The organism is Phenylobacterium sp. (assembly GCF_046463815.1).
Classification (GTDB): domain Bacteria; phylum Pseudomonadota; class Alphaproteobacteria; order Caulobacterales; family Caulobacteraceae; genus Phenylobacterium.
In genome coordinates this window covers 21,968-43,139 of the sequence record NZ_JBKBRO010000017.1, presented here as the reverse complement: position 1 = coordinate 43,139, position 21,172 = coordinate 21,968, and the positions used below count along the sequence as shown (strand labels likewise).

Annotated in this window: 22 protein-coding genes; 11 read left to right on the top strand and 11 right to left on the bottom strand. The window is 71.2% G+C overall.

Features of this window, described 5'->3' with window-relative positions; translation table 11 throughout:
* Window positions 1-209 precede the first annotated feature (209 nt).
* Complete coding sequence (locus tag ACK4TT_RS12545) at window positions 210-1,178, bottom strand: quinone oxidoreductase family protein (RefSeq protein ID WP_409633415.1); 969 nt, start codon at window positions 1,176-1,178, stop codon at window positions 210-212.
* The gene (locus tag ACK4TT_RS12540; RefSeq protein WP_409633413.1) at window positions 1,178-1,891 is read right to left on the bottom strand and encodes a dienelactone hydrolase family protein; all 714 of its coding nucleotides are present in this window, start codon (window positions 1,889-1,891) and stop codon (window positions 1,178-1,180) included. The genes ACK4TT_RS12545 and ACK4TT_RS12540 overlap by 1 nt, the downstream gene beginning before the upstream one ends.
* A 96-nt stretch (window positions 1,892-1,987) precedes the next feature.
* On the opposite strand from ACK4TT_RS12540, the gene ACK4TT_RS12535 reads away from it, so the two are divergent.
* The 6 genes from ACK4TT_RS12535 (at window position 1,988) to ACK4TT_RS12510 (ending at window position 8,220) form a co-directional block, all read left to right on the top strand.
* Window positions 1,988-2,230, top strand: a complete 243-nt coding sequence (locus tag ACK4TT_RS12535) for a DUF6489 family protein (RefSeq protein ID WP_409633411.1) — start codon at window positions 1,988-1,990, stop codon at window positions 2,228-2,230.
* Entirely contained in the window at window positions 2,227-3,564 is a 1,338-nt protein-coding gene (mnmE, locus tag ACK4TT_RS12530; protein WP_409633409.1) for a tRNA uridine-5-carboxymethylaminomethyl(34) synthesis GTPase MnmE, read from the top strand. Before ACK4TT_RS12535 ends, mnmE begins: the two co-directional genes overlap by 4 nt.
* Window positions 3,565-4,040: 476 nt before the next feature.
* A complete protein-coding gene (gene mnmG, locus ACK4TT_RS12525) occupies window positions 4,041-5,891 on the top strand; it encodes a tRNA uridine-5-carboxymethylaminomethyl(34) synthesis enzyme MnmG (protein ID WP_410213071.1) in 1,851 nt (616 codons plus the stop codon).
* On the top strand, window positions 5,888-6,532 hold the full coding sequence (gene rsmG / locus ACK4TT_RS12520) for a 16S rRNA (guanine(527)-N(7))-methyltransferase RsmG (RefSeq protein ID WP_409633405.1): 645 nt from the start codon (window positions 5,888-5,890) through the stop codon (window positions 6,530-6,532). Before mnmG ends, rsmG begins: the two co-directional genes overlap by 4 nt.
* The gene (locus tag ACK4TT_RS12515) at window positions 6,516-7,343 is read left to right on the top strand and encodes a ParA family protein (RefSeq protein ID WP_409633403.1); all 828 of its coding nucleotides are present in this window, start codon (window positions 6,516-6,518) and stop codon (window positions 7,341-7,343) included. The genes rsmG and ACK4TT_RS12515 overlap by 17 nt, the downstream gene beginning before the upstream one ends.
* A 4-nt stretch (window positions 7,344-7,347) precedes the next feature.
* Window positions 7,348-8,220 carry a ParB/RepB/Spo0J family partition protein gene (locus tag ACK4TT_RS12510; RefSeq protein ID WP_409633401.1) on the top strand — a complete coding sequence of 291 codons (873 nt, stop codon included), beginning with the start codon at window positions 7,348-7,350 and terminating at the stop codon, window positions 8,218-8,220.
* Here the strand turns inward: ACK4TT_RS12510 and holA are convergent.
* The 4 genes from holA to ACK4TT_RS12490 all read right to left on the bottom strand — a co-directional run bounded on the left by holA (window position 8,217) and on the right by ACK4TT_RS12490 (window position 12,952).
* Window positions 8,217-9,269 carry a DNA polymerase III subunit delta gene (gene holA, locus ACK4TT_RS12505; RefSeq protein ID WP_409633398.1) on the bottom strand — a complete coding sequence of 351 codons (1,053 nt, stop codon included), beginning with the start codon at window positions 9,267-9,269 and terminating at the stop codon, window positions 8,217-8,219. The two genes, ACK4TT_RS12510 and holA, sit on opposite strands and share 4 nt — an antisense overlap.
* A 4-nt stretch (window positions 9,270-9,273) precedes the next feature.
* Window positions 9,274-9,777 carry an LPS assembly lipoprotein LptE gene (lptE, locus tag ACK4TT_RS12500; RefSeq protein ID WP_410213070.1) on the bottom strand — a complete coding sequence of 168 codons (504 nt, stop codon included), beginning with the start codon at window positions 9,775-9,777 and terminating at the stop codon, window positions 9,274-9,276.
* Window positions 9,774-12,365: a leucine--tRNA ligase gene (gene leuS, locus ACK4TT_RS12495; protein WP_410213069.1), complete on the bottom strand. Its 2,592-nt coding sequence runs from the start codon at window positions 12,363-12,365 to the stop codon at window positions 9,774-9,776. The genes lptE and leuS overlap by 4 nt, the downstream gene beginning before the upstream one ends.
* An 89-nt stretch (window positions 12,366-12,454) precedes the next feature.
* Window positions 12,455-12,952: a DUF3576 domain-containing protein gene (locus ACK4TT_RS12490; RefSeq protein ID WP_409633392.1), complete on the bottom strand. Its 498-nt coding sequence runs from the start codon at window positions 12,950-12,952 to the stop codon at window positions 12,455-12,457.
* 271 nt (window positions 12,953-13,223) lie between these two features.
* Here ACK4TT_RS12490 and ACK4TT_RS12485 point away from each other — a divergent pair, with 271 nt between their 5' ends.
* On the top strand, window positions 13,224-13,631 hold the full coding sequence (locus ACK4TT_RS12485) for an NtrZ family periplasmic regulatory protein (RefSeq protein WP_410213089.1): 408 nt from the start codon (window positions 13,224-13,226) through the stop codon (window positions 13,629-13,631).
* Here the strand turns inward: ACK4TT_RS12485 and ACK4TT_RS12480 are convergent.
* Window positions 13,628-14,251, bottom strand: a complete 624-nt coding sequence (locus ACK4TT_RS12480; RefSeq protein WP_409633388.1) for a thiamine phosphate synthase — start codon at window positions 14,249-14,251, stop codon at window positions 13,628-13,630. The two genes, ACK4TT_RS12485 and ACK4TT_RS12480, sit on opposite strands and share 4 nt — an antisense overlap.
* Between ACK4TT_RS12480 and ACK4TT_RS12475 the strand changes: the two genes are divergently transcribed.
* The gene (locus ACK4TT_RS12475; RefSeq protein ID WP_410213068.1) at window positions 14,244-14,906 is read left to right on the top strand and encodes a YggS family pyridoxal phosphate-dependent enzyme; all 663 of its coding nucleotides are present in this window, start codon (window positions 14,244-14,246) and stop codon (window positions 14,904-14,906) included. The genes ACK4TT_RS12480 and ACK4TT_RS12475 overlap by 8 nt on opposite strands.
* Here ACK4TT_RS12475 and ACK4TT_RS12470 read toward each other — a convergent pair.
* Window positions 14,903-15,418: a L,D-transpeptidase gene (locus tag ACK4TT_RS12470; protein WP_409633384.1), complete on the bottom strand. Its 516-nt coding sequence runs from the start codon at window positions 15,416-15,418 to the stop codon at window positions 14,903-14,905. The two genes, ACK4TT_RS12475 and ACK4TT_RS12470, sit on opposite strands and share 4 nt — an antisense overlap.
* 48 nt (window positions 15,419-15,466) lie before the next feature.
* On the opposite strand from ACK4TT_RS12470, the gene ACK4TT_RS12465 reads away from it, so the two are divergent.
* Window positions 15,467-16,150 carry a response regulator transcription factor gene (locus tag ACK4TT_RS12465; RefSeq protein ID WP_409633382.1) on the top strand — a complete coding sequence of 228 codons (684 nt, stop codon included), beginning with the start codon at window positions 15,467-15,469 and terminating at the stop codon, window positions 16,148-16,150.
* A gap of 54 nt (window positions 16,151-16,204) precedes the next feature.
* On the opposite strand, the gene ACK4TT_RS12460 is transcribed toward ACK4TT_RS12465, so the two are convergent.
* Window positions 16,205-17,011 (bottom strand): exodeoxyribonuclease III, encoded by an 807-nt coding sequence (locus ACK4TT_RS12460; RefSeq protein ID WP_409633380.1) that lies wholly within the window; start codon window positions 17,009-17,011, stop codon window positions 16,205-16,207.
* 235 nt (window positions 17,012-17,246) lie between these two features.
* Window positions 17,247-17,894, bottom strand: a complete 648-nt coding sequence (locus tag ACK4TT_RS12455) for a LolA family protein (protein WP_410213067.1) — start codon at window positions 17,892-17,894, stop codon at window positions 17,247-17,249.
* Window positions 17,895-17,986: 92 nt separating this feature from the next.
* Between ACK4TT_RS12455 and ACK4TT_RS12450 the strand changes: the two genes are divergently transcribed.
* The gene (locus tag ACK4TT_RS12450) at window positions 17,987-18,241 is read left to right on the top strand and encodes a UvrB/UvrC motif-containing protein (RefSeq protein ID WP_409633377.1); all 255 of its coding nucleotides are present in this window, start codon (window positions 17,987-17,989) and stop codon (window positions 18,239-18,241) included.
* Here ACK4TT_RS12450 and ACK4TT_RS12445 read toward each other — a convergent pair.
* Window positions 18,238-20,619: a DNA translocase FtsK 4TM domain-containing protein gene (locus tag ACK4TT_RS12445; RefSeq protein WP_410213066.1), complete on the bottom strand. Its 2,382-nt coding sequence runs from the start codon at window positions 20,617-20,619 to the stop codon at window positions 18,238-18,240. The genes ACK4TT_RS12450 and ACK4TT_RS12445 overlap by 4 nt on opposite strands.
* A gap of 120 nt (window positions 20,620-20,739) precedes the next feature.
* Here ACK4TT_RS12445 and ACK4TT_RS12440 point away from each other — a divergent pair, with 120 nt between their 5' ends.
* A complete protein-coding gene (locus tag ACK4TT_RS12440; RefSeq protein WP_409633373.1) occupies window positions 20,740-21,147 on the top strand; it encodes a hypothetical protein in 408 nt (135 codons plus the stop codon).
* The last annotated feature ends 25 nt before the right edge of the window (window positions 21,148-21,172 follow it).

Sequence of the window (21,172 nt, the reverse complement as noted above, 5' to 3'; positions counted from 1 at the left end):
CGGGAGTGCCTCTCCCTGCGCGACAGAGAGGGGCCCTTTCCCTCCCTTGATGGGGAGGGACGACTCGCCGGCAGGCGGGCGGGGTGGGGAAGGGTCTCACGGGACGCCGCGGTCCAGACGGCCCGCCAAACCCCAACCGCCCCGCCCGGTCCCGACTCCCCCACCCTGGCCTTCGGCCTGTCCCTCCCCACAAGGGGGAGGGAAGATGCTCACGGAACCAGCAGGCTCGCGCCGACCGTCGCCCGGCTCTCCAGGGCCTCGTGGGCCTGGCGCGCGTCGGCCAGCGCGAAGGTCTGGCCGATCTCGATCTTGACCCTGCCCGTGGCGATCATCTCGAACAGGGCCGCCGCGCTCGCCTCCAGCTCCTCGGGCGTCGCCACGTAGTCGAACAGGGTCGGCCGGGTGAACACCAGGCTTCCGCCCCGCATCAGCCTCAGCGGATCCACCGGCGGGGCCGGGCCCGAGGCGTTGCCGAAGGCCACGAACCAGCCCCGGCGGGCGAGGCTGCCCAGCGTGCCCTCGAAGGTGTCCTTGCCCACGGAATCATAGGCCACGGCCACGCCCTGGCCGCCGGTGATCCGGCGGACCTCGGCGGCCACGTCCTGCTCGCGGTAGAGGATCACATGGTCGGCGCCCAGCGCGCGGGCCCGCTCGGCCTTGGCCTCGGAACCGACCGTGGCGATCACCACCGCCCCGATGGCCTTCAGCCACTGGACCATGATCTGGCCCACCCCGCCGGCGGCGGCATGGACCAGCACGAACTGGCCGGCCCGCACCGGATAGCACCGGCGGACGAAGGCCTCGACGGTCATCCCCTTCAGGAACGAGGCCGCGGCCACCTTGAGGTCGACCTGCTCGGGGACCTTCACCGCCCGCTCGGCGGCGACCACATTGGCCTCGGCGTAGCCGCCGAAGCCGCCCAGGTAGGCCACCCGGTCGCCGGCCTTCAGGCGGGTGACGCCATCGCCCACGGCGTCCACCACCCCGGCCGCCTCGCCGCCGGGGATGCAGGGCAGCTTCACCGGATAGAGGCCGCCCCGCTGGTAGGTGTCGATGAAGTTGATCCCCGAGGCCGCGTGCCGGACGCGCACCTGGCCGGGGCCGGGCTCGGGCGTCTCCACCTCGACCAGCTCCAGGACCTCGGGCCCGCCGGTGCGGGCGAACTGGACGGCGCGCATCAGGCCCCGGCCTTCTCGGCGAGGTTCTTCTTGAAGAAGGCCAGGGTGCGGGCGTTCGCCGTCGCCGCGTCGCCGGCGTGATAATGCTCGCCGCCCTCCCGCGCGAAGGCGTGGTCGCGGCCGGGATAGGTGTGGATCTCGATCAGCGGGTGGTTCTTCAGCGACTTGAGGATCAGCTCCTGCGCCGCCTTGGGCACGAACTGGTCCTCCTCGGCGATGTGCATCAGCAGCGGCCGCGACAGCTTGTCGGCCTCGCCGACCCGGCTCTCGATGCCCACGCCGTAGTACGAAACCGTCGCGTCCGCGTCGGTGCGCGCCGCCGTCAGGAAGGCCAGCAGGCCGCCCAGGCAGTAGCCCACCGCGCCCACCTTGCCGTTGCAGGCGGGGTTCCCGCGGACCTCGGCGATCGTGGCGCGGATGTCGCGCAGGCCCTGGTCCACGTCGAAGGCGTTGAACAGCTCGAAGGCCCGCTTCCACTCGGCCTCGGACTTGTCGGTGATGTCGATGCCGGGCTCGATCCGCCAGAAGAGATCGGGACAGACCGCCAGATAGCCCTGGGCCGCCAGGCCGTCGCAGATGTCGCGCATCACCTGGTTCACCCCGAAGATCTCCTGGATCACGACGATCGCCGGGGCCTTGGCCGCCGCCGGCCGGGCCACGTAGGCGCTGAAGCTGCCGCCGTCGGCGGCGGTGATGGTGATGCGTTCGCCCATGCCTGGGTCTCCCGTGTTCGATGCCCTTCGGACGTTGCTACTAGCGCGGGGAGGGCCCCTGCGGCCATATGGAACCGAGCACGGGAACATGACGCCATGAAGATGACCATCGAAGTCGACTGCACGCCCGAGGAGGCCCGCCGGTTCCTGGGCCTGCCGGACGTGAGCGGCCTGAACGACCACCTGGTGCAGGAGATGGGCAAGCGCATCGACGCCAACGTCGCCATGCTCAATCCCGAGGAGTTCATGAAGAACTGGATGAGCTTCGGCGCCGGCGCCCAGGACCAGTTCCGCAAGATGATGGAGGCCGGCCTCGGCGGGTCGGGCCCCAAGGAATGACCGACACCATCTTCGCCCCGGCCACGGCGGCGGGCCGGGCGGCGGTGGCGGTGGTGCGGGTCTCGGGGCCCCGGAGCGAGGCGGCGGTGCTGGCCCTGGGAGGGGATCTGCCCGAGCCCCGTCGGGCTGCGGTGCGCCGGCTGTTCGATGGCGAGGGCCGGCCGATCGACGAGGCCCTGGTGCTGTGGTTCCCCGGCCCCGGCAGCTACACCGGCGAGGACGCCGCCGAGTTCCACGTCCATGGCGGGACGGCCGTGGTCGGCGCCCTGGTCGACGCCCTCGCGGGCCTCGGCCTGCGCCTGGCCGAGCCGGGCGAGTTCACCCGCCGGGCCTTCGAGAACGGAAAGCTGGACCTCGCCCAGGCCGAGGGGGTGGCCGACCTGATCGACGCCGAGACCGACGCCCAGCGCCGCCAGGCCCTGGAGCAGCTCGGCGGCCGGCTCTCCGAGGTCCAGGCCCGCTGGCGCGAAGCCCTGACCGAAGCGCTCGCCATGTTCGAGGCCGCGGTGGACTTCCCCGACGAGGAGGTGCCGGCCGACGTCGCCGCCCGCGCCCGGCCGGTGCTGGAGGACCTGGTCCGCGAGATCGAGGCCGCCGCCGCCGACGCGGCGCGGGGCGAGCGGGTGCGCGAGGGCTATCGCATCGCGCTCGTGGGCGCGCCCAACGCTGGCAAGAGCACCCTGCTGAACGCCCTGGTGGGCCGCGAGGCGGCCATCGTCACCGCGCAGCCGGGCACCACCCGCGACGTGATCGAGGTTCCGATGGTGCTGGGGGGCTACAAGGTCCTGCTCGCCGACACCGCCGGCCTGCGTGACACCGACGAGGAGATCGAGGCCGAGGGGGTGCGGCGGGCGCGCGCCTGGGCCGAGGGCGCGGACCTGCGCCTGTGGCTGGTGGACGGCTCGTCCGACGAGATTCCCGGCCTGCCGGACGAGGTGCGGGAGGGGGACCTCTGCCTGATCGCCAAGCGCGACCTGCCCGTGGGCCCGGCCGGCGCCTGGGCCGCCGAGGTCGCCCGCCGCATGGGCATCGCCGCCGCCGAGGTCACCGCCCGGGGGCCCAGCGACGTGGCCTGGCTGAAGCAGACCCTGACCGAGAAGGTGGTGGAGGCCCTGGGCGGCGCCGAGACGCCGGCCGCCACGCGCCTGCGCCATCGCGAGCTGCTGGCCGAGGCGGCCACGCGCCTGCGCCAGGCGCTGGCCCAGGAGGAGCACCTGGAGCTCGCCGCCGAGGACGTCCGCCTCGCCGCCCGGGCCCTGGACCGCATCACCGGCCGCATCGACCCCGAAGCCGTGCTGGGCAGGATCTTCGCGACCTTCTGCATCGGAAAGTGAGCGCGAAGCGACCCATCCCCGCGAAGGCGGGGATCTGCGCGCAGCGACGCCCTTCTCCTCTCCCCCGAGCGCGTAGCGCCGAGAGGGAGAGGGCAGGGAGAGGGCCAGCGCGCGCCTGTCCGCTACAGCGGCGAGAGACGCTGTTTCACGTGAAACACCGGAAAACCCCACGCCCGGGCCCGGGTGTCCGCGCGGCTGGAGAGAAACCGCGCGGACCTGCCGTGGCCTTAGGCAGCGCTGGCGCCCGCGCCCCGGAGGCGGGGTGTGTGGGGGGCTCGCGCGACCGGGTCGGGTATGCGCGCGGGGCCAGCGCGGCTCACTTGGGCGGGCGCCGGCCCAAAGCCAAGGTCCGGGCGTCGGAAAACCCACTAATGCCGTAGGGGTAAATTGACGCACCCGCGATAGCCGGCGCCGCGCGAAGCGTCGCGGACGTTTCACGTGAAACACGGACGGGCTTCGACTATATGAGCCGCCTCATGACCCAGTGGGACGTCATCGTCATCGGCGGGGGACACGCCGGCTGCGAGGCCGCTGCGGCGGCGGCGCGCTTCGGCGCGCGCACCCTGCTGCTCACCCACAAGGTCGAAACCATCGGCGAGATGAGCTGCAACCCGGCCATCGGGGGCCTGGGCAAGGGGCACCTGGTTCGCGAGATCGACGCCCTGGACGGCGTCATGGGCCGGCTGGCCGACCGGGCTGGCATCCAGTTTCGCATGCTGAACCGCTCCAAGGGAGCGGCGGTGCGGGGTCCGCGTTCGCAGATCGACCGCAGGCTCTATCGCGAGGCGATGCAGGCCGAGCTCGCCGCCACGCCGAACCTGACCATCAGGGCCGAGGCGGTCGAGGATCTGATCGTCGAGGGCGGCCGGGTGAACGGCGTCGTGGGCGCCAGCGGCGAGACCTATCCCGCGGGCCGGGTGGTGCTGACCACCGGCACCTTCCTCAAGGGCGTCATCCACCAGGGCGATACCCGCATCCCGGCCGGCCGCATCGGCGACGCCCCGGCCATCGGGCTCTCGGACCGCCTGTACGCCCTGGGGCTTTCCATGGGCCGGCTCAAGACCGGAACGCCCGCGCGCCTCGATGGCGCGACCATCGCCTGGGAGCGGCTGGAGATGCAGGACGCGGACGCCGAGCCGATCCCGTTCTCCTTCCTGACCGAGAAGATCACCGTCCCGCAGATTCAGTGCGGCATCACCTGGACGACGGAAGAGACCCACCGGATCATCGCCGAGCGCCTGGACGAGAGCGCGGTCTACGGCGGCCGGGTCTCGGGGCGGGGGCCGCGTTACTGCCCCTCGATCGAGGACAAGGTCGTCCGCTTCCGCGACAAGACCAGCCACCAGATCTTCCTGGAACCCGAGGGCCTGGACGACACGACCGTCTATCCGAACGGCATTTCCACCTCTGTCTCCGCCGAGACCCAGGACCTGTTCCTCAGGACGATTCCCGGCCTGGAACGGGTGGTGGTGAAGCGGCACGGCTACGCCATCGAATACGACTACGTGGACCCCCGCGAGCTCTATCCGACGCTCGAGGCCAAGCGCCTGCCGGGCCTCTACCTGGCCGGCCAGATCAACGGCACCACGGGCTATGAGGAGGCGGGGGCCCAGGGCCTGGTCGCCGGCCTCAACGCCGCCCGCGCCGCCTCGGGCGCCGACCCGGCCCAGTTCGCCCGGGACGAGGCCTACATCGGCGTGCTCATCGACGACCTGGTCACCCGCGGCGTGACCGAGCCCTACCGGATGTTCACCAGCCGTGCCGAGTTCCGCCTGACCCTGCGGGCCGACAACGCCGACCAGCGGCTGACGGGGAAGGGGATCGACCTGGGCGTCGTCGGCTCCGCCCGCGCCCGGGCGTTTCACGTGAAACAGGAGGCCCTGGCCCAGGCCCGCGCCCAGGCCCACGCGCTGCGCCTCACGCCGGCCCAGGCCCAGAGGGCCGGCCTGCCGGTGAAGGCCGATGGCCAACTGCGCGATCTGCTTCAGCTCCTGGCCTATCCGACCATCGCCTTCGAGGACCTCGCCCGCGTCTGGCCGCAGATCGGCGACTGGCCTCCCGCCGTGCGCGAGCAGATCGAGATCGACGCCACCTATGCCGGCTATCTCGATCGCCAGGCCGCCGACGCCGAGGCCTTCCGCCGGGACGAGGACCTGCGCCTGCCGGCCGACCTGGACTACGCCGCCATTGGCGGCCTTTCCAACGAGGTGCGCGAGAAGCTGGCCGCCGTCCGGCCGCTGACGCTGGGCCAGGCCGCCCGCATCGAGGGCGTCACGCCGGGCGCGCTCACCGCGCTTCTCGCCCACGTCCGCCGCCGCGCCGCGTGAGCCAGGTCACCGACGCCCAGAGCTTCGCCGCCGCCGCCGGCGCGACGGACGCCCAGGTGGCCGACCTGGCGCGCTTCCTGGAGATGCTCGCCGCCGGCAATGCGGTCATGAACCTCGTCGGCCCCAAGACCCTCCCCGACTTCTGGAACCGCCACGCCTGGGATAGCGCCCAGCTCCTGCGGCTGGCCCCCGACGCCCTCGTCTGGGCCGACCTTGGGGCCGGCGCGGGCTTCCCGGGCCTGGTCCTGGCCATACTGGGCAAGGGCCGGCCGGGCTTCCATGTCCACCTCGTCGAGAGCATGGCCAAGCGCTGCCGCTTCCTCACCGAGGTGGTGAACACCCTTGAACTGCCGGCCACGGTTCACAACGAGAGGGCGGAAAACCTCGACTTGGCTGTGGACATCGTCACCGCGCGGGCTTGTGCGCCGCTCGTCCGCCTGTTGGGGTACGCCCGGCCCTACCTGAAGTCGGGCGCGGTAGGCCTGTTCCTCAAGGGACAAGATGTAGCAGCCGAGATGTCCGAAGCCGCTAGATCTTGGGAGTTCGAGGCGGATGTCATACCGTCCAAGAGCGACGAGCGGGGCCGGATCGTGCGGGTGAAGCGTCTGGGAAGGGAACGGGGCCGTGGCCGCAAAGTCTGACCGGGCCTTACGCATCCTCGTGGTGGCCAACCAGAAGGGCGGGGTGGGCAAGACGACCACCGCCATCAACCTGGGCACCGCGCTCGCCGCCGTCGGCGAGAAGGTGCTGCTGATCGACTCGGATCCCCAGGGCAACGCCTCCACGGGCCTCGGCGTCGGCCGCGCCTTGCGCAAGAACACCCTCTACGACGTGCTGATGGGCGAGAAGGCGGTGCTGGACGCCGTCGTGAAGACCTCGGTGCCGGGCCTCGACCTCATTCCCGCCGACCCGGACCTTTCCGGCGTGGAGCTTGAACTCGGCCAGCGGTCCCGCCGGTCGTTCAAGCTGCGCGACGCGCTCTCGCCGCTGCGCGAGAGCGGCGCCTACACCTACGTCCTCATCGACTGCCCGCCGTCGCTGAACCTGCTGACGGTCAACGCCATGGCCGCGGCTGACGCCGTGCTGGTGCCGCTGCAATGCGAGTTTTTCGCCCTCGAGGGCCTGACCCAGCTCATGCGCACCATCGACCTGGTGCGCGGCAGCCTTAATCCGGCCCTGGAGATCCAGGGCGTCATCCTGACCATGTACGATCGGCGCAACTCGCTGTCGGAGCAGGTGGCGAGCGACGTGCGCGCCCACTTCGGCGAGACGGTCTACCAGACGGTGATCCCCCGCAACGTGCGGGTCTCCGAGGCGCCGTCGTTCGGCAAGCCGGCCCTGGTCTACGACCTGAAGTGCGCCGGATCGCAGGCCTATCTGAAGCTCGCGCGCGAAGTGGTGCTGCGCGAGCGTGACCGCCGCAGGCGCGCGGCGGCTGACGCGGTGGTGTGAGACGATGGCGGAAAAGCGTGGACTGGGCCGGGGCCTCTCGGCGCTCCTGGGCGAGGCCGAGGACATCGAGCATGCGGTCGATCCGCAGGCCGGCGTGCGCGAGATCCCGATCGAGCTGATCCACCGCAACCCGGACCAGCCGCGCCAACACTTCGCCGAGGCCGAGATCGCCGAGCTCACCGCCTCGATCCGCGAGCGCGGGGTGCTGCAGCCCATCCTGGTGCGGCCTTCGCCCCGGGCGCCCGGCGAGTACGAGATCGTCGCCGGCGAGCGCCGCTGGCGGGCCAGCCAGAAGGCCGGCCTGAAATCCGTCCCGGCCCTGGTCCGCGACGTGGGCGACGACCTGTCGTTCGAGATCGCCGTGGTCGAGAACGTCCAGCGCGCCGACCTCAACGCCATGGAGGAGGCCCGCGCCTACCAGGCCCTGATGGCCCGCCTGGGCTATACCCAGGAACAGGCCGCCGAACGGGTCGGCAAGAGCCGCAGCCACGTGGCCAACACCCTGCGCCTGCTGCAGCTCCCGCCGGCCGTCCAGGAGCACGTGGTCTTCGGCCGCCTCTCGGCCGGCCACGCCCGGGCGCTGCTCTCCTCCGACCAACCCGAACAGCTCGCCGATCGGATCATCGAGAAGGGCCTGTCCGTGCGCGACGCCGAGGCGCTGGCCAGGCCGCAAGGCGCCGCCGCAGCCGAGCCGAAGAAGGCCAGCGGCCCGAAGCGGTCGAAGGACGCCGACACCGCGGCGCTGGAAGCCGACCTTGAGGACGCCCTCGGCATGAGCGTCGACGTCGCCGACCGCGGCGGCGCCGGCGAGGTGAAGATCCGCTACGCCACCCTCGAACAGCTCGACGAGATCTGCCGGCGTCTGACGCGGCGCTAGAGTCCCAGGCGTCTCGCCCGACCTGCCACGGTCAGCGCCAAGCGCTCAGCGATCAGGCGGTCGGGGGAGCCGGCGGTCTTGCACGCCTTGTCGGCGGCCAGCACCTCGGACTGGATGCGGTCGAGCTCGTCGAGCGTCCAGGCCCGCGCCTGGCGCAGGAACTCCCGCTCCTGCTTCCAGAACACGCCCGAGGCCTTCGCCGCCTCCTGCAGGCCCGCGCCGCTCTTGTGCAGGGTGAGCGCGCGGCGGAGCTTGCCCAGATGCATGCCGATGGCCCTCACCGCGGCGGGGCCGGTCTCGCCCTCCTGGGCGGCGCGGCGGATGCCGGCCTGGGCGTCGGCCAGCTTGCCGCCGAAGGCGTCGGCCGCGGCGTCGAAGAGGCTGGCCTCGGGCTCGACGCCCAGGAAGCCCTCCAGGTCGGCAGGCGTCCCCACCGTGTTGCTGCCCGGGCCGAGGTAGAGGGCCAGCCGCTCGATCTCCTGCCGCGCCACGCCGCGCTCCTTGGGCATGCGGGCCACGAACAGGGCGAGCGCGTCGGCGCTCAGGCTCACGCTGTCGCGGGCCAGCGTCTCGCGCACCAGCCGGGCCACGTCGCCGGGCTCGTCCTCGTAGCAGGGGATCACTGCGGCGCCGTTCGCCTTTTCGGCGGTCTTCCGCAGGGCGGAGTCGCGGCCGAGGTTGCCCGCCTCGATCAGGAAGAAGGCGTCGGGATTGAGCTCGCCCGCCGCGTGGCGCTCCAGGGCCTCCGCCGCCAGCTTGTCGATGGCCGGCTTCTCGGAGGACAGGCGCAGGCGGACCATGCGCCGCCCGCCCATCAGCGACTGGGCGGCGAGCTCGCCCTCGAGCCGGGGCGGATCGTCGGCGACGTCTGTCTCGGTGAGGATCGCCACGTCGAAGGGATCGTCCGGGCTGTCCACCACCTTGGCGGCGAGCTGGTGGCCGCGGTCGCGCACCACGCCCAGGTCGCGGCCGTAGATCAGCGCGGCGCGGACGCCGGCGTCGGGCTTCGACAGGAACCGCTCGATGTCGGGTCGGCGGCTGAGGATCACGGCCTCAGCTCTTGGTCTTGGCGCCGTCGGCGAGCCAGACCGCCAGCTCGAGCTGGATGCGCCGGGCGGCCTCGGCGGCGGCGCGGTCCTGGGCGTCCTGCTGGGCCGAGATCGAGGCGTAGGGCTGGTCGGCGGAATCGTAGGTGAGCTCCACCCGCACCCGGCCGCGCTTGGCAACCGCCCCGGTTGGCTGCGCCCGCAGCTCGTAGTCGGCGACCAGTACGTATTCGTAGCGGGTCGCCACGTTGTCGATGCGCACGCCGCGCGGATAGCGGGATTCCCCGAGCGCCAGTTGCATGGTGTAGGCGCTGGGCCCGCCGTGGTTGCGGCCGAAGGCGTCGTCCAGGTGCTGGCGGATCAGGTAGCCGGCCCGGCCGTCGGGCGCGACCACGTCGATCGCCGCGAGGCTCGAAGTCACGCCCGGCTCGGCGTAGAGGGGCGTGAACCCGCAGCCCGACAGCGCGGCGGCCGAGAGGCTCAGGGCGGCGAGGAGCGCGGCTCTCTTCATGCGGCCACGATATTCACGATCCGGTCCTTGACCACAATGATCTTGCGAATGGTCAGGCCTTCCAGGCGCGCGGCGATTTCGGGATCGGCCAGCACGATCTTCTCGACGTCGGCCGGCTCGGCGCCAGCCGGCGCGGAGATTTCGCCCCGCCGCTTGCCGTTCACCTGAACGGGCAGGATCTTCACCGCGTCCTCGGTCAAGGCCGGGTCGAACGCCGGCCACGGAGCCTCGACGACCATGCCCTGGCCGCCGATCCGGGCCCAGCATTCCTCGGCCAGATGCGGCGTGAAGGGGGCGATCAGCCGGGCGAAGGCCAGCAGGGCCTCCTGGCGGGCCGCCAGCAGGGCGGGCGAGGCGTCCTTGGCGGGCGCCCCCTTCAGCGCGTTCAGGAACTCGTAGAGCCGCGCGATACCCGAGTTGAAGCGGAAGGTGTCGATGGCCTCGGTCACCGCCTTGATGGTGCGGTGCGTGGTCTGGCGCAGCGCCTGGGCCGCCGGATCATCGCCGCCCTCAACGGTCACGCCCTCCGGCTGACTGTCGAACTCGTCCCAGACGCGGTTGACGAAACGCCAGGCCCCTTGGACACCGCCGGTGGTCCATTGGACGTCGCGCTCGGCGGGCGAGTCCGACATGACGAAGAGGCGCGCCGCGTCCACCCCGTAGACGTCGAAGATTTCCTCCGGAGCCACGGTGTTTTTCTTGGACTTCGACATCTTCTCGACGTCGCCGATGATCACGGGCTCGCCGGTCTCGACCAGGCGGGCGCGGCGGGTCTTGCCCTCGACCACCACCTCGACCTCGCCCGGCTCGGCCCAGTCGCCGTTCTGCCTGCGGTAGGTCTCGTGGGTGACCATGCCTTGCGTGAACAGGCCGGCGAACGGCTCGCGGACACTGACCATGCCCTCGTCGGCCAGGGCCTTGGTGACGAAGCGGGCGTACAGCAGGTGCAGCACGGCGTGCTCGATGCCGCCGATGTACTGGTCGACCGGCAGCCAGTAGTCGGCGGCGGCCTTGTCGATCGGCTCGGCCGCGTCGGGATTGGCGAAGCGGGCGAAGTACCAGGAGCTGTCCACGAAGGTGTCCAGCGTGTCGGTCTCGCGCGTGGCGGGGCCGCCGCAACCGGGGCAGGTGGTGTGCTTCCAGGTTGGATGGCGCTCCAGCGCGTTGCCGGCCTTGCCGAACTCGATGTCGGCGGGGTGGACGACAGGCAGCTCGCTCTTCGGAACCGCCACCACGCCGCATTTTTCGCAGTGAACGACCGGGATGGGGCAGCCCCACGCGCGCTGGCGCGAGACGCCCCAGTCGCGCAGGCGGTAGACCGTGGCGCCCTCGCCGTCGCCCTGCTCCTCGATGCGGGCGATGGCGGCGGCCTTGGCGGCTTCGATGTCCAGGCCGTTCAGAAAACCGGAATTGATGATCGTGCCGGGGCCTGTGTAGGCCTCGTCCAGCAGCTTTTTCAGCACCGCGTCGGCCTGGGCCTCCTCGGGCGGCAGCACCACCGGCTTCACCGGCAGGCCGTACTTCCGAGCGAAATCGAGGTCGCGCTGGTCGTGCGCCGGGCAGGCGAAGATCGCGCCCGTGCCGTAGTCCATCAGGATGAAGTTGGCGATCCAGACCGGCAGCTCCCAGGTCGGATCGAACGGGTGCTTCACCGTCAGGCCGGTGTCGAAGCCCATCTTCTCGGCGGTCTCGATCTCGGCCTCGGAGACCGCGCCCTTGCGGCATTCCTCGACAAAGGCCTTGGCCTTCGGGTCCTTGGACGCGACCAGCGCGGCCAGCGGATGGTCGGGGGCGATGCCCACGAAGGACGCGCCGAACAGGGTGTCGGGCCGGGTGGTGTAGACTTCCAGCCCGGTTTCGAAGCCCGCCGGCGCCTGGCCGGCGAAATGGAACCGGAAGCGGCAGCCCTTTGACCGGCCGATCCAGTTCTCCTGCATGACCCGGACCTTCTCGGGCCAGCGGTCCAGCTTCTCCAGGTCGTCCACCAGTTGGTCGGCGTAGTCGGTGATGCGCAGGAACCACTGGGCCAGCTTGCGCTTCTCCACCACCGCGCCCGAGCGCCAGCCGCGGCCATCGACCACCTGCTCGTTGGCCAGCACGGTCTGGTCGACCGGGTCCCAGTTGACGACGCTTTCCTTGCGATAGACCAGGCCGCGCCTGAACAGGTCGATGAACCAGGCCTGCTGCTTGCCGTAGTATTCGACGTCGCAGGTCGCGAACTCGCGCGACCAGTCGATCGACAGGCCCAGCTCCTTCAGCTCGGCCCGCATCCGGGCGATGTTGTCGTAGGTCCAGGCCTTGGGATCGACCCCGCGCTCCATGGCGGCGTTCTCGGCCGGCAGGCCGAAGGCGTCCCAGCCCATGGGGTGCAGCACCGAGAAGCCCCGGGCCCGCTTGAAGCGCGCGATCACATCGCCCAGGGAATAGTTGCGCACATGGCCCATGTGCAGGCGTCCCGACGGGTACGGGAACATCTCCAGCACATAGTACTTGGGCTTGCCGGGCTCCATGACGGCGCGGAACGCCTGCGCCTCGTCCCAGCGCTTACGCCACTTGGGCTCGGTTTCCTTCGGATTGTAGCGGGCCATGGCCGGGCCTTTGGACTGGAGTGACGGTTCCGGTCAACGGCCGATTGGTTTTGCGGCGGCGCGCCGACCTTCGAAGGCGTCCGGGGCGATCAGCCCCGGATGTTCGAAAGCCGGAGCTGGCGCGCCCGCGACAGGATCGAGTTCTCGATGTCCGTCTCGGTCTGGGTCGCAGCGGGCGCGTCCACCCAGTTCCCGGCCGCGTCGCGGGTCTGCTTGAAGACGGCCACGTTCAGGCCGTCGGCGCGCAGCCGCGAATCCAGGATGTACACGGTGCACTTGAAGCGCTCGTCCGGCTTCTCCGGATTGACGTACCAGTCGGTGATGATCACCCCGCCGTAGGGGTCGGCCGAGGCCAGGGGCATGAAGGACAGCGTGTCCAGCGTCGCCCGCCACAGGTAGCCGTTCACGGAGATGGCCGGCTCGGCCGTCTTGGCGCCGCCGCGGCCGAACAGGCGGAAGCCGCCGCCACCCTCTTCCTGGGTCTGGAACGTCTTTGGGCCGCTCGAGCAGGCGGCCAGCGCCAGGGCGCTCAGGGCCGCAGCCCCCACCAGCAGGCCACGCTTCCAGTCACCGCGCACAAACGGCATATGAATCCGTCTCCCAAGATGTTCCGCGGACGCGCCGGGCGTCCACGGCGCCGCCCCGCGCCGCGCCCTCTATAACAATGCGATCCTTGGCGCCAAACAGGAATCGCGTGGCTCCGCCGCCACATATCCGGGCGATCTTGCTCGATAGGTGATCGGAGTCGCCGGGAGTCGGTTGACCTCGCCCGCTCCCCTTCTCTAATCGCTCACGAGCTCGCGAACCTGTGCAATGCCAGGGGCTGCGGGATTGGGGCTCAGGGGCTATATGGTGCGTATGTCGGTTGGCCGGATCAGCGCTGTGATCGCGACCGCCGCCCTTCTGGGGGTGGCGGCCGGCGGCGCGCACGCGGCCGACCGCGCGGGCGACCCCGCGGGCGACAGGGGCAAGCGCATCGACTTCACGGTGAAGTCGGAGCCGACCACCGCCATGCCGGGCGCCGGGGCGATCACCAAGTTCGACGCCAGCAAGGGCCGCTTTGGCATCACGCTCGGCCTGAAGCAGCCCGAGGCGCGGGAATCCACCCTGAACGACGTGCAGGCGGGGGCCTACTTCCGCATCACCCCGTCTCTGCGGGTCGGCGGCTCGGTGACCCTGGGCGAGCAGGAGCTGACGCCGCGGGCCAACCAGGCTCGGCCTGCCGACCAACCCAAGGTCCGGCTGGAAACCGCCTTCAAGTTCTAAGGCGCGTCCCGGGCCGCAAGGCCTTCCACGCCCGCCAGTCCGACGAGGCCCGCGTCCAGCAGACGACGGGCCGTCTTGTCATTGACGCCGCCCAGCGCATAGGCCGGCCGCCCCGCCGCCCGGACCAGGGCCGCCAAACGAATGGGTCCCATGGGCGCGCCGGCCGAGGGGCTGCGCGAAGGGAAGACGGCCGAAACCACCACCGCGTCGGGGCCCGCGGCTCGCGCGGCCCGCACCGAATGGGCGGCGGCGGTGACGATCCAGCCCGGCCGGGCGCGCTTCAGGGCAAGCGCGCGATGGGCCATGCGCTCGGGCAGATGGACGCCGTCGGCGCCGACCCTGGCCGCAAGCCGCTCGTCCTGGCCGATCAGGAGCCTTAGACCCCGCTCGCGCGTCACGGCCTTCAGGGCGCGCGCAGTCGCTTCGGCGTGAGGGGTTCCGAAGGTCCGATAGACCACCGCCGCCCCGCGAGGCAGCCGGCGGGCGACGGCCACGGGATCCGGCGTCCGTCCGGGATCGGTGAAGAATAGCAGGCGGGGCAGGCTCTTCCCCGCGCCGCCGGGGCGCTTTAAGAGCCGGGCCGTCCGCTCCATGGTCCAGAACCCGCCCGAAATGGCCACGCCTCCTCCGTCTTACGCTGACGTCGTGGCCCGGATCGCCCGCGCCGCGCAAGCCTGCGGCCGCGATCCCGCCGGCGTGACGCTGGTCGCCGTCTCCAAGCAGCAGCCGTGGGAGGCCGTCGAGCCGGTGGTCGCCGCCGGCCACAAGGTGTTCGGCGAGAACCGCGTCCAGGAGGCCATGGCCCGCTGGGAGGGACGCAGCCAGGGCCTGGAACTGCATCTCATCGGGCCGTTGCAGTCCAACAAGGCCAAGGAGGCGGTCGCCTTCTTCGACGTGATCGAGACCCTGGACCGGCAGAAGCTGGCCCGCGCGCTCGCCGCGCAGACCCAGAAGCAGGGCCGCATGCCCAGGCTCTATGTGCAGGTGAACACCGGCGAAGAGCCGCAGAAGGCCGGGGTGGTTCCGGCGGAGGCCGACGCCTTCATCGCCGCCTGCCGGAAGGATTTCGGACTCACGATCGAGGGCCTGATGTGCATCCCGCCCGTCGACGAACCGCCGGGGCCGCATTTCGCCCTCTTGGCCAAGATCGCCGGCCGAAACGGCCTCTCCAAGCTTTCCATGGGCATGAGCGACGATTTCGAGACCGCGGTCCGCTTCGGCGCCACCAGCGTCCGCGTGGGCTCGGCCCTGTTCGGAAAGCGGGCGAGCGCCTAGGCGGCCGCGACCGCCGAGATCTCCACCGCGTCCCCCGGCTGCGCCCGCGCCAGGAGGTCCTCGAGGTCGGCTCGCGCGATCGCCACGCAGCCCTGGGTCGGCGGATAGTCCGGCCGGTTCAGGTGCAGGAAGATGCACGAGCCCAGGCCGGGAAAGGGCGGGTCGTCGTTGTGTCCGAGCACCACGACGATGTCGTAGATTTCGTCCTCGCGCCAAAGGCGCTCCGCGCTGGCCGGGTAGGGCAGCTTGACGTGGCGATTGTAGGCGGGGTCGGCCGGGTCGTCGCACCAGCCGTCGTCCGGCGCCATGGCGTGCACCCGAAGCTCGCAGGCGGGCGGCGGACCCCTGTCGGGCCGGTACCAGACCTCCCGGATCGGCCACACCCCGGCGGGCGAGGCGCCGTCGCCCTCGCGCTTGTCCGGCGCGGGCCTCACGCCGGCCGGACCCAGGGCGCAACGCACCTTGCGTTCGCCAAGATCGAGCCACCCGTCCGCGGTCGCCGTGAAGATCAAGTCGCAAACCCTTTGCCCGAGACCCCGCATATGGTGTTTGTTCTAACCATGGCTCAACGCAAGACCCTCCTCATCGTCGATGATGACCAGGACCTTCGCGGGGCGATCGCCGAACAGCTCCAGTCCGAGGGCTTCGAAACCCTTGAGGCGACCACCGCCGGCGACGGCGTCCGCATCGCGGGCGAGACCAGGCCCGACCTGGTGCTGCTCGACGTCGACCTGCCCGACATGGACGGGCGCGAGGCCTGTCGGCGCATGCGGCAGAACGGCGTGACCGCTCCCGTCATCATGCTGACCGCGGCCGCCGCCGACGAGGACACCGTCCAGGGGCTGGAGGCCGGCGCCAACGACTACGTCACCAAGCCCTACAAGTTCGCCGTGCTGCTGGCCCGCATCCGCGCCCAGCTGCGCAGCCACGAGCATTCGGAGGGCGCCGTCTTCAGGCTCGGGTCCTACGAGTTCCGGCCGGCCGCCAAGCTCCTCGTCGACGAGAAGCAGAAGAAGATCCGGCTGACGGAGAAGGAGACCAACATCCTGAAGTACCTCTACCGGGCGGGCGAGAAGGCCGTCAGCCGCGAGGAGCTTCTGGCCGAGGTCTGGGGTTACAACGCCGGCGTCACCACGCACACGCTGGAGACCCACGTCTACCGCCTGCGCCAGAAGATCGAGCCGGACCCCGCCAACGCCAGGCTGCTGCTGACCGAGGCGGGCGGCTATAAGCTGGCGCCGTAAAGTCCTGAGCGCGATCTGATCGCAAAACCGGCGCCCACTTTTGCGGATCGCGCTTTAGAGCACCAGGTCGGCCGTCACCGGCGCGTGGTCGCTGGGGCGTTCCCAGGCGCGGACGTCTTCGTGCACGCGGCTGGCGGCGGCCCCCAGGCGGAAGGCGGCGTCCCTGAGCCCCGGCGTGACCAGGATGTGGTCGAGCCTGAGCCCCCGGTTCGAGACGCGGAAGTCGGCGGCGCGGTAGCTCCACCACGAGGCCATCTTGGTCGGCTCGGGCGTGGTCTCGCGAGGCAGGTCGATGAAGTCGAGCGAGGCCTTGAGTCTGCCGAAGGCCTCCACCTCGATGGGCGTGTGGCTGACGATCTTCGACATGTAGCGGTGGTTCCAGACGTCGAACTCGCCCGGGGCGACGTTGAGGTCGCCGACCACGGCGAGGGGCGCGGCCCTGTCGCGCTTCGACAGCTCGGCCGTCAGCTTCTCGTAGAAGTCGAGCTTGTGGTCGAACTTGGGGTTCTCGGCCCGGTCCGGAACGTCGCCGCCGGCCGGGATGTAGAAGTTGTGGACCTCGACGCCGGCCACGATGCCGCCCACGCAGCGGGCGTGGCCCTCGCGGCAGACATCCAGCTTCGGCGCGTCCTCGATCGGCAGGCGTGAGGCGATGGCCACGCCGTGCCAGCCCTTCTGGCCCGCGATGCGGACGTGCGGCAGGCCCATGTCCCTGAAGGCGTTCAGCGGGAACTCGCCCTCGCGGCACTTGATCTCCTGGAGACACAGGACGTCGGGCGCCTGCTCCTGGACGAAGCGGGCGACCTGCTCGACGCGCAGGCGGACGGAATTGACGTTCCAGGTGCAGAGACGCAGGCGCATGGCCCCCACTTAAGCCCTCCCGCCCGCTTCGGAAACGTGGCGAAAAGAAACGCCCGGGCGATGGCTAGGCGCCCGGGCGTGGGAAAGTTCGTCTCTCATGCCGCCGCCGGGAGGGGATAGGTTCCGGCACGGGTTCCTCGGCGCGCACCGCGCGTCGACGACGTAGTGGCAATATCGTCACAGTATGACAGAAAGTCAAAGGCTGATGCGGTAAAGCTTGTGTGTGATCAACAAATCACACTTTTCCGCGCCCCACGTTCTTCGGTCGGGGGTCCTTCAGGACGAAAAGCGACGAGTCCAGGCCCGAGGCCCGCTGCAGGCCCTGGAGCTGGATGCGGGTCTGGCGACCCTGGGCGTCGGTGACCGTCCAGCCCAGCAGCTCCATGGGCCGGTCGCGGAAGGTCAGCATGATCTGGCCGGCCGTGCGCTTGTTCCCGTCCCGGGCGGTGATCGAGAAGCCGTCGGCCATGCGCGCGACGCGCGTCACCGTCACGCCCCGGTCGAGGCGGATACTCTTGGCCAGGAAGACGGCGAGCGGCGTCGCCGACAAAGGATACTTGTCGAAGGTCTTCAGCCGCGTGTCCTGCACCGAAACGGTGCCGCCGTCCGAGACGACCAGCAGGCCCGAAGGCGCGTCGTAGTCGAAGCGGGCCTTGCCCGGGCGCTTCAGGAACACCTCGCCGCCGACCGCGCGGCCGCGCGAATCGGTCTGGACGAAGCGGGCGCGGGCCTCGGTGAGGCTCTCCAGATAGGCGGCGGCGCGGTCCACCAGCGCCTTGTCGGCGGCGGAGAGAGCGGTCTGCGCCAGGGCGGGGCCGGCGAGGGGGGCGGCGCAGAGCGCCAGCGCCAGGCTGCGGCGGGTCAGGTCCATCGGGAACTCCATGCTTGCGCTTCCTATCGCGCGCAAGCGGCGGCAATAGGGCTCGAAAGGGGCGGCGCCTGCAACGCTCCGGCTAGCACGGGTGTTCCGAAGCCATGGGCGCGATCGAGGATCTGGAGCGAAGGATGGCCGAGGCGGCCGAGGCCGGCGACTTCGAGACCGCCGCCCTGCTGCGCGACGCCATCGGGCGGCTGAAGCGCGGCGAGAGCAATCTGGTGGAGCAGCAGCCCGGCCGCATGGGCCTGGGCTCCAGCCAGGAAATGTATCGCCGCGATCCCGCGAAGCCGCTGCCGAAGAAGCCAGACCCGATGACCAGCGGCCACAAGCCTGGCGGCCGGCGCCGGACCTAGGGCGCGGCGCTGGCCAGGATCTCGCGCTTGCCGGCGTGGTTGGCGGGACCCACCACGCCCTCCTGCTCCATCCGCTCCATGATCGAGGCGGCGCGGTTGTAGCCGATCTGCAGGCGGCGCTGGATGTAGCTGGTCGACGCCTTGCCGTCGCGGGTGACGATGGCCACGGCGCGGTCGTAGAGGTCGTTGGCGTCGCCCGTGTCGCCGCCGAAGCCGAGGTTCGGGCCCTCCTCGTCCTCGTCGCCGCCGGCGGTGACCTCCTCCAGGTACGAGGGCTGGCCCTGGTCGCGCAGGAACTTGGCCACGGCCTCGACCTCGCCGTCCGACACGAACGGGCCGTGCAGGCGGGTGATCCGGCCGCCGCCGGCCATGTAGAGCATGTCGCCCTGGCCCAGGAGCTGCTCGGCGCCCTGCTCGCCCAGGATGGTGCGGCTGTCGATCTTGGAGGTGACCTGGAAGCTGATGCGGGTCGGGAAGTTGGCCTTGATGGTGCCGGTGATGACGTCCACCGACGGGCGCTGGGTGGCCATGATCAGGTGGATGCCGGCGGCCCGCGCCATCTGGGCCAGCCGCTGGACGGCGCCTTCGATGTCCTTGCCGGCCACCATCATCAGGTCGGCCACCTCGTCGATGATCACGACGAGATAGGGCATGGGCTCGGGGATGATCTTCTCGGATTCGAAGATCGGCCGGCCGGCGTCGTCGAAGCCCGTCTGGACGGTGCGCTCGAAGTGCTCGCCCTTGGCGACGGCCTCCCGGGCGCGTTCGTTGTAGGAGGCGATGTTGCGCACGCCGATCTTGGACATCCGCCGGTAGCGGTCCTCCATCTCGCGCACGGTCCACTTCAGGGCGACGATGGCCTTCTTCGGATCGGTGACGACGGGCGCGAGCAGGTGCGGGATGCCATCGTAGACCGACAGCTCCAGCATCTTGGGGTCGATCATGATCAGCCGGCACTGCTCGGGCGGCAGGCGGTAGAGGATCGACAGGATCATGGCGTTGACGCCCACCGACTTGCCCGAGCCGGTGGTGCCGGCGATCAGCAGGTGGGGCATCTTGGCGAGGTCGGCGATGTAGGGTTCGCCGCCGATGGTCTCGCCCAGCGCCACGGGCACGACCTGGCCGCCGCGCTCGTATTCCGGGGCGGCCAGAAGGTCGCGCAGATAGACCGTCTCGCGCCGCTGGTTGGGCAGCTCGATGCCGATGGCGTTGCGGCCCGGGACCACCGAGACGCGGCAGGCGGCGACGCTCATCGAGCGGGCGATGTCGTCGGCCAGCGCCACGACGCGGGCCGATTTCACGCCGGCCGCCGGCACCAGCTCGTAGAGCGTTACCACGGGGCCCGGGCGGATCTGGTCCACCTGGCCGCGGACGCCGAACTCGGCCAGCACGCTCTCGAGGAGCTGGGCGTTCTGGTGGAGCGCGCCTTCGTCGAACTGGGCGGCGCGCGGCTTGGACTTCGCCAGCATGGAGAGCTCGGGCAGCTTGAAGCCGCCCGGCTGGACGAACTCGAAGGTGGCCTGGGCCTCCTTCTGCTCGCGAGCGCTCTCCTTCGGCGCGGGCTTGGGCGCCTTCACCTTGGGCGCGGACGCTTCCACGCCGGATCCCGCCTGCGGCTGGGCGATGGCGGGCGCCTCGTCGGCGTCGAAGGGCGCGCCCTCGGGGATCACGCTCTCGAAGGCCTTCCGGCGCGGCGCTCGGGCAGGCCGCTCGACCGGGGCCTCGGCCTTCAGCTTCGGGCGGGCGGCGGCGTGCGCGACCCGGCTCGCCGCATCGCCGATGGCTCGGAGGTCCACGCGGGTCAGGCCGATGGCGTAGCCGAAGGCCGCCAGGCCCCCGAGGGAAAGCGTCACGCCGGCGATGATCTGGGCGAAGGGGACCCTGGCGTAGGCGATCAGCGCCGAGAGGCCGTTCAGCAGGGAGTCGCCCCAGAAGCCGCCCAGGCCCTTGGCCAGCGGCCAGGCGGCCGGGGGGGCGGGCCAGGCCAGGGCGCCCGCGAGGGTCATGACCCCCACCAGGCCCAGGAGGCCGCGCAGCCGAAGCCGCAGGCGGTTCGCGTCGGGTTCCGGGTCCGCCACCCGGGCCAGGCCCAACACCACCATCAGCAGGGCGAACAGGCCGGCGGCCGCGCCCAGGGACTGCACGCCGATGTCGGCGATCACCGCGCCCGCGCCGCCCAGCGCATTGGCGGGTTCGGCCGGGCCGGCCGCGTTCAGGCTGGGGTCGGCGGCGTTGTAGGTCGCGAAGGCGACGGCCAGGATCACGCCGAAGGCGGCGACGAGGCCCCCGCGCAGGCGCGCGGTCGCGGGGTGGTCCCAGGCGAGCTTGGCGATGTGGAGGACAAGCTCCACGCCGGTTTTCCGCGCCGCCCGCGCCATGCCCTGGTCACCCCTGAATAGACGTCCGTCTCCCGCCTGTTTGGGCCCGGGACGGTTAACGGGCGTTTACTCTGCGATGCCGCTTCCGCTCCGCGGGCGGCCGCATTAGGGTCCCGCGCCATGACCTGGTCGATGCCCCGTCCCGTCCTGCACATCGTCGCCGCCGTCATCGGCGTGGCGGCCCTGGGCTCGTTCGCCGTGGGGATTGTCACCGCCGATGCGCCCGCCCGCCTGCCCGGCGAGCGCGCGGCCGAGGCCGGCCAGGTCATCCAGGCCACCGAGGCGGTGCCGCTGGCCCAGGAGCGGATCGAGGGTCCGCCCCCACCTCCCGAGCTGACGCCGGAGGAGAAGGCTCGGATCGAGGAGGAGAAGAAGGCTAAGGCCGAAGCCGAGGCCGCCGCCAAGGCCGAGGCCGAGAAGGCCGCCCAGCCGCCGCCCGCCGCGGCGCCGGCCCAGCCGCCGGACAGGATCGGCGAGGTGCTGGACAAGGCCCAGTCGCCTCCGCCGCCCGAAGAGCCGGTGTTCTGACGAGGCGGATCGTTCCGAGGCCGCA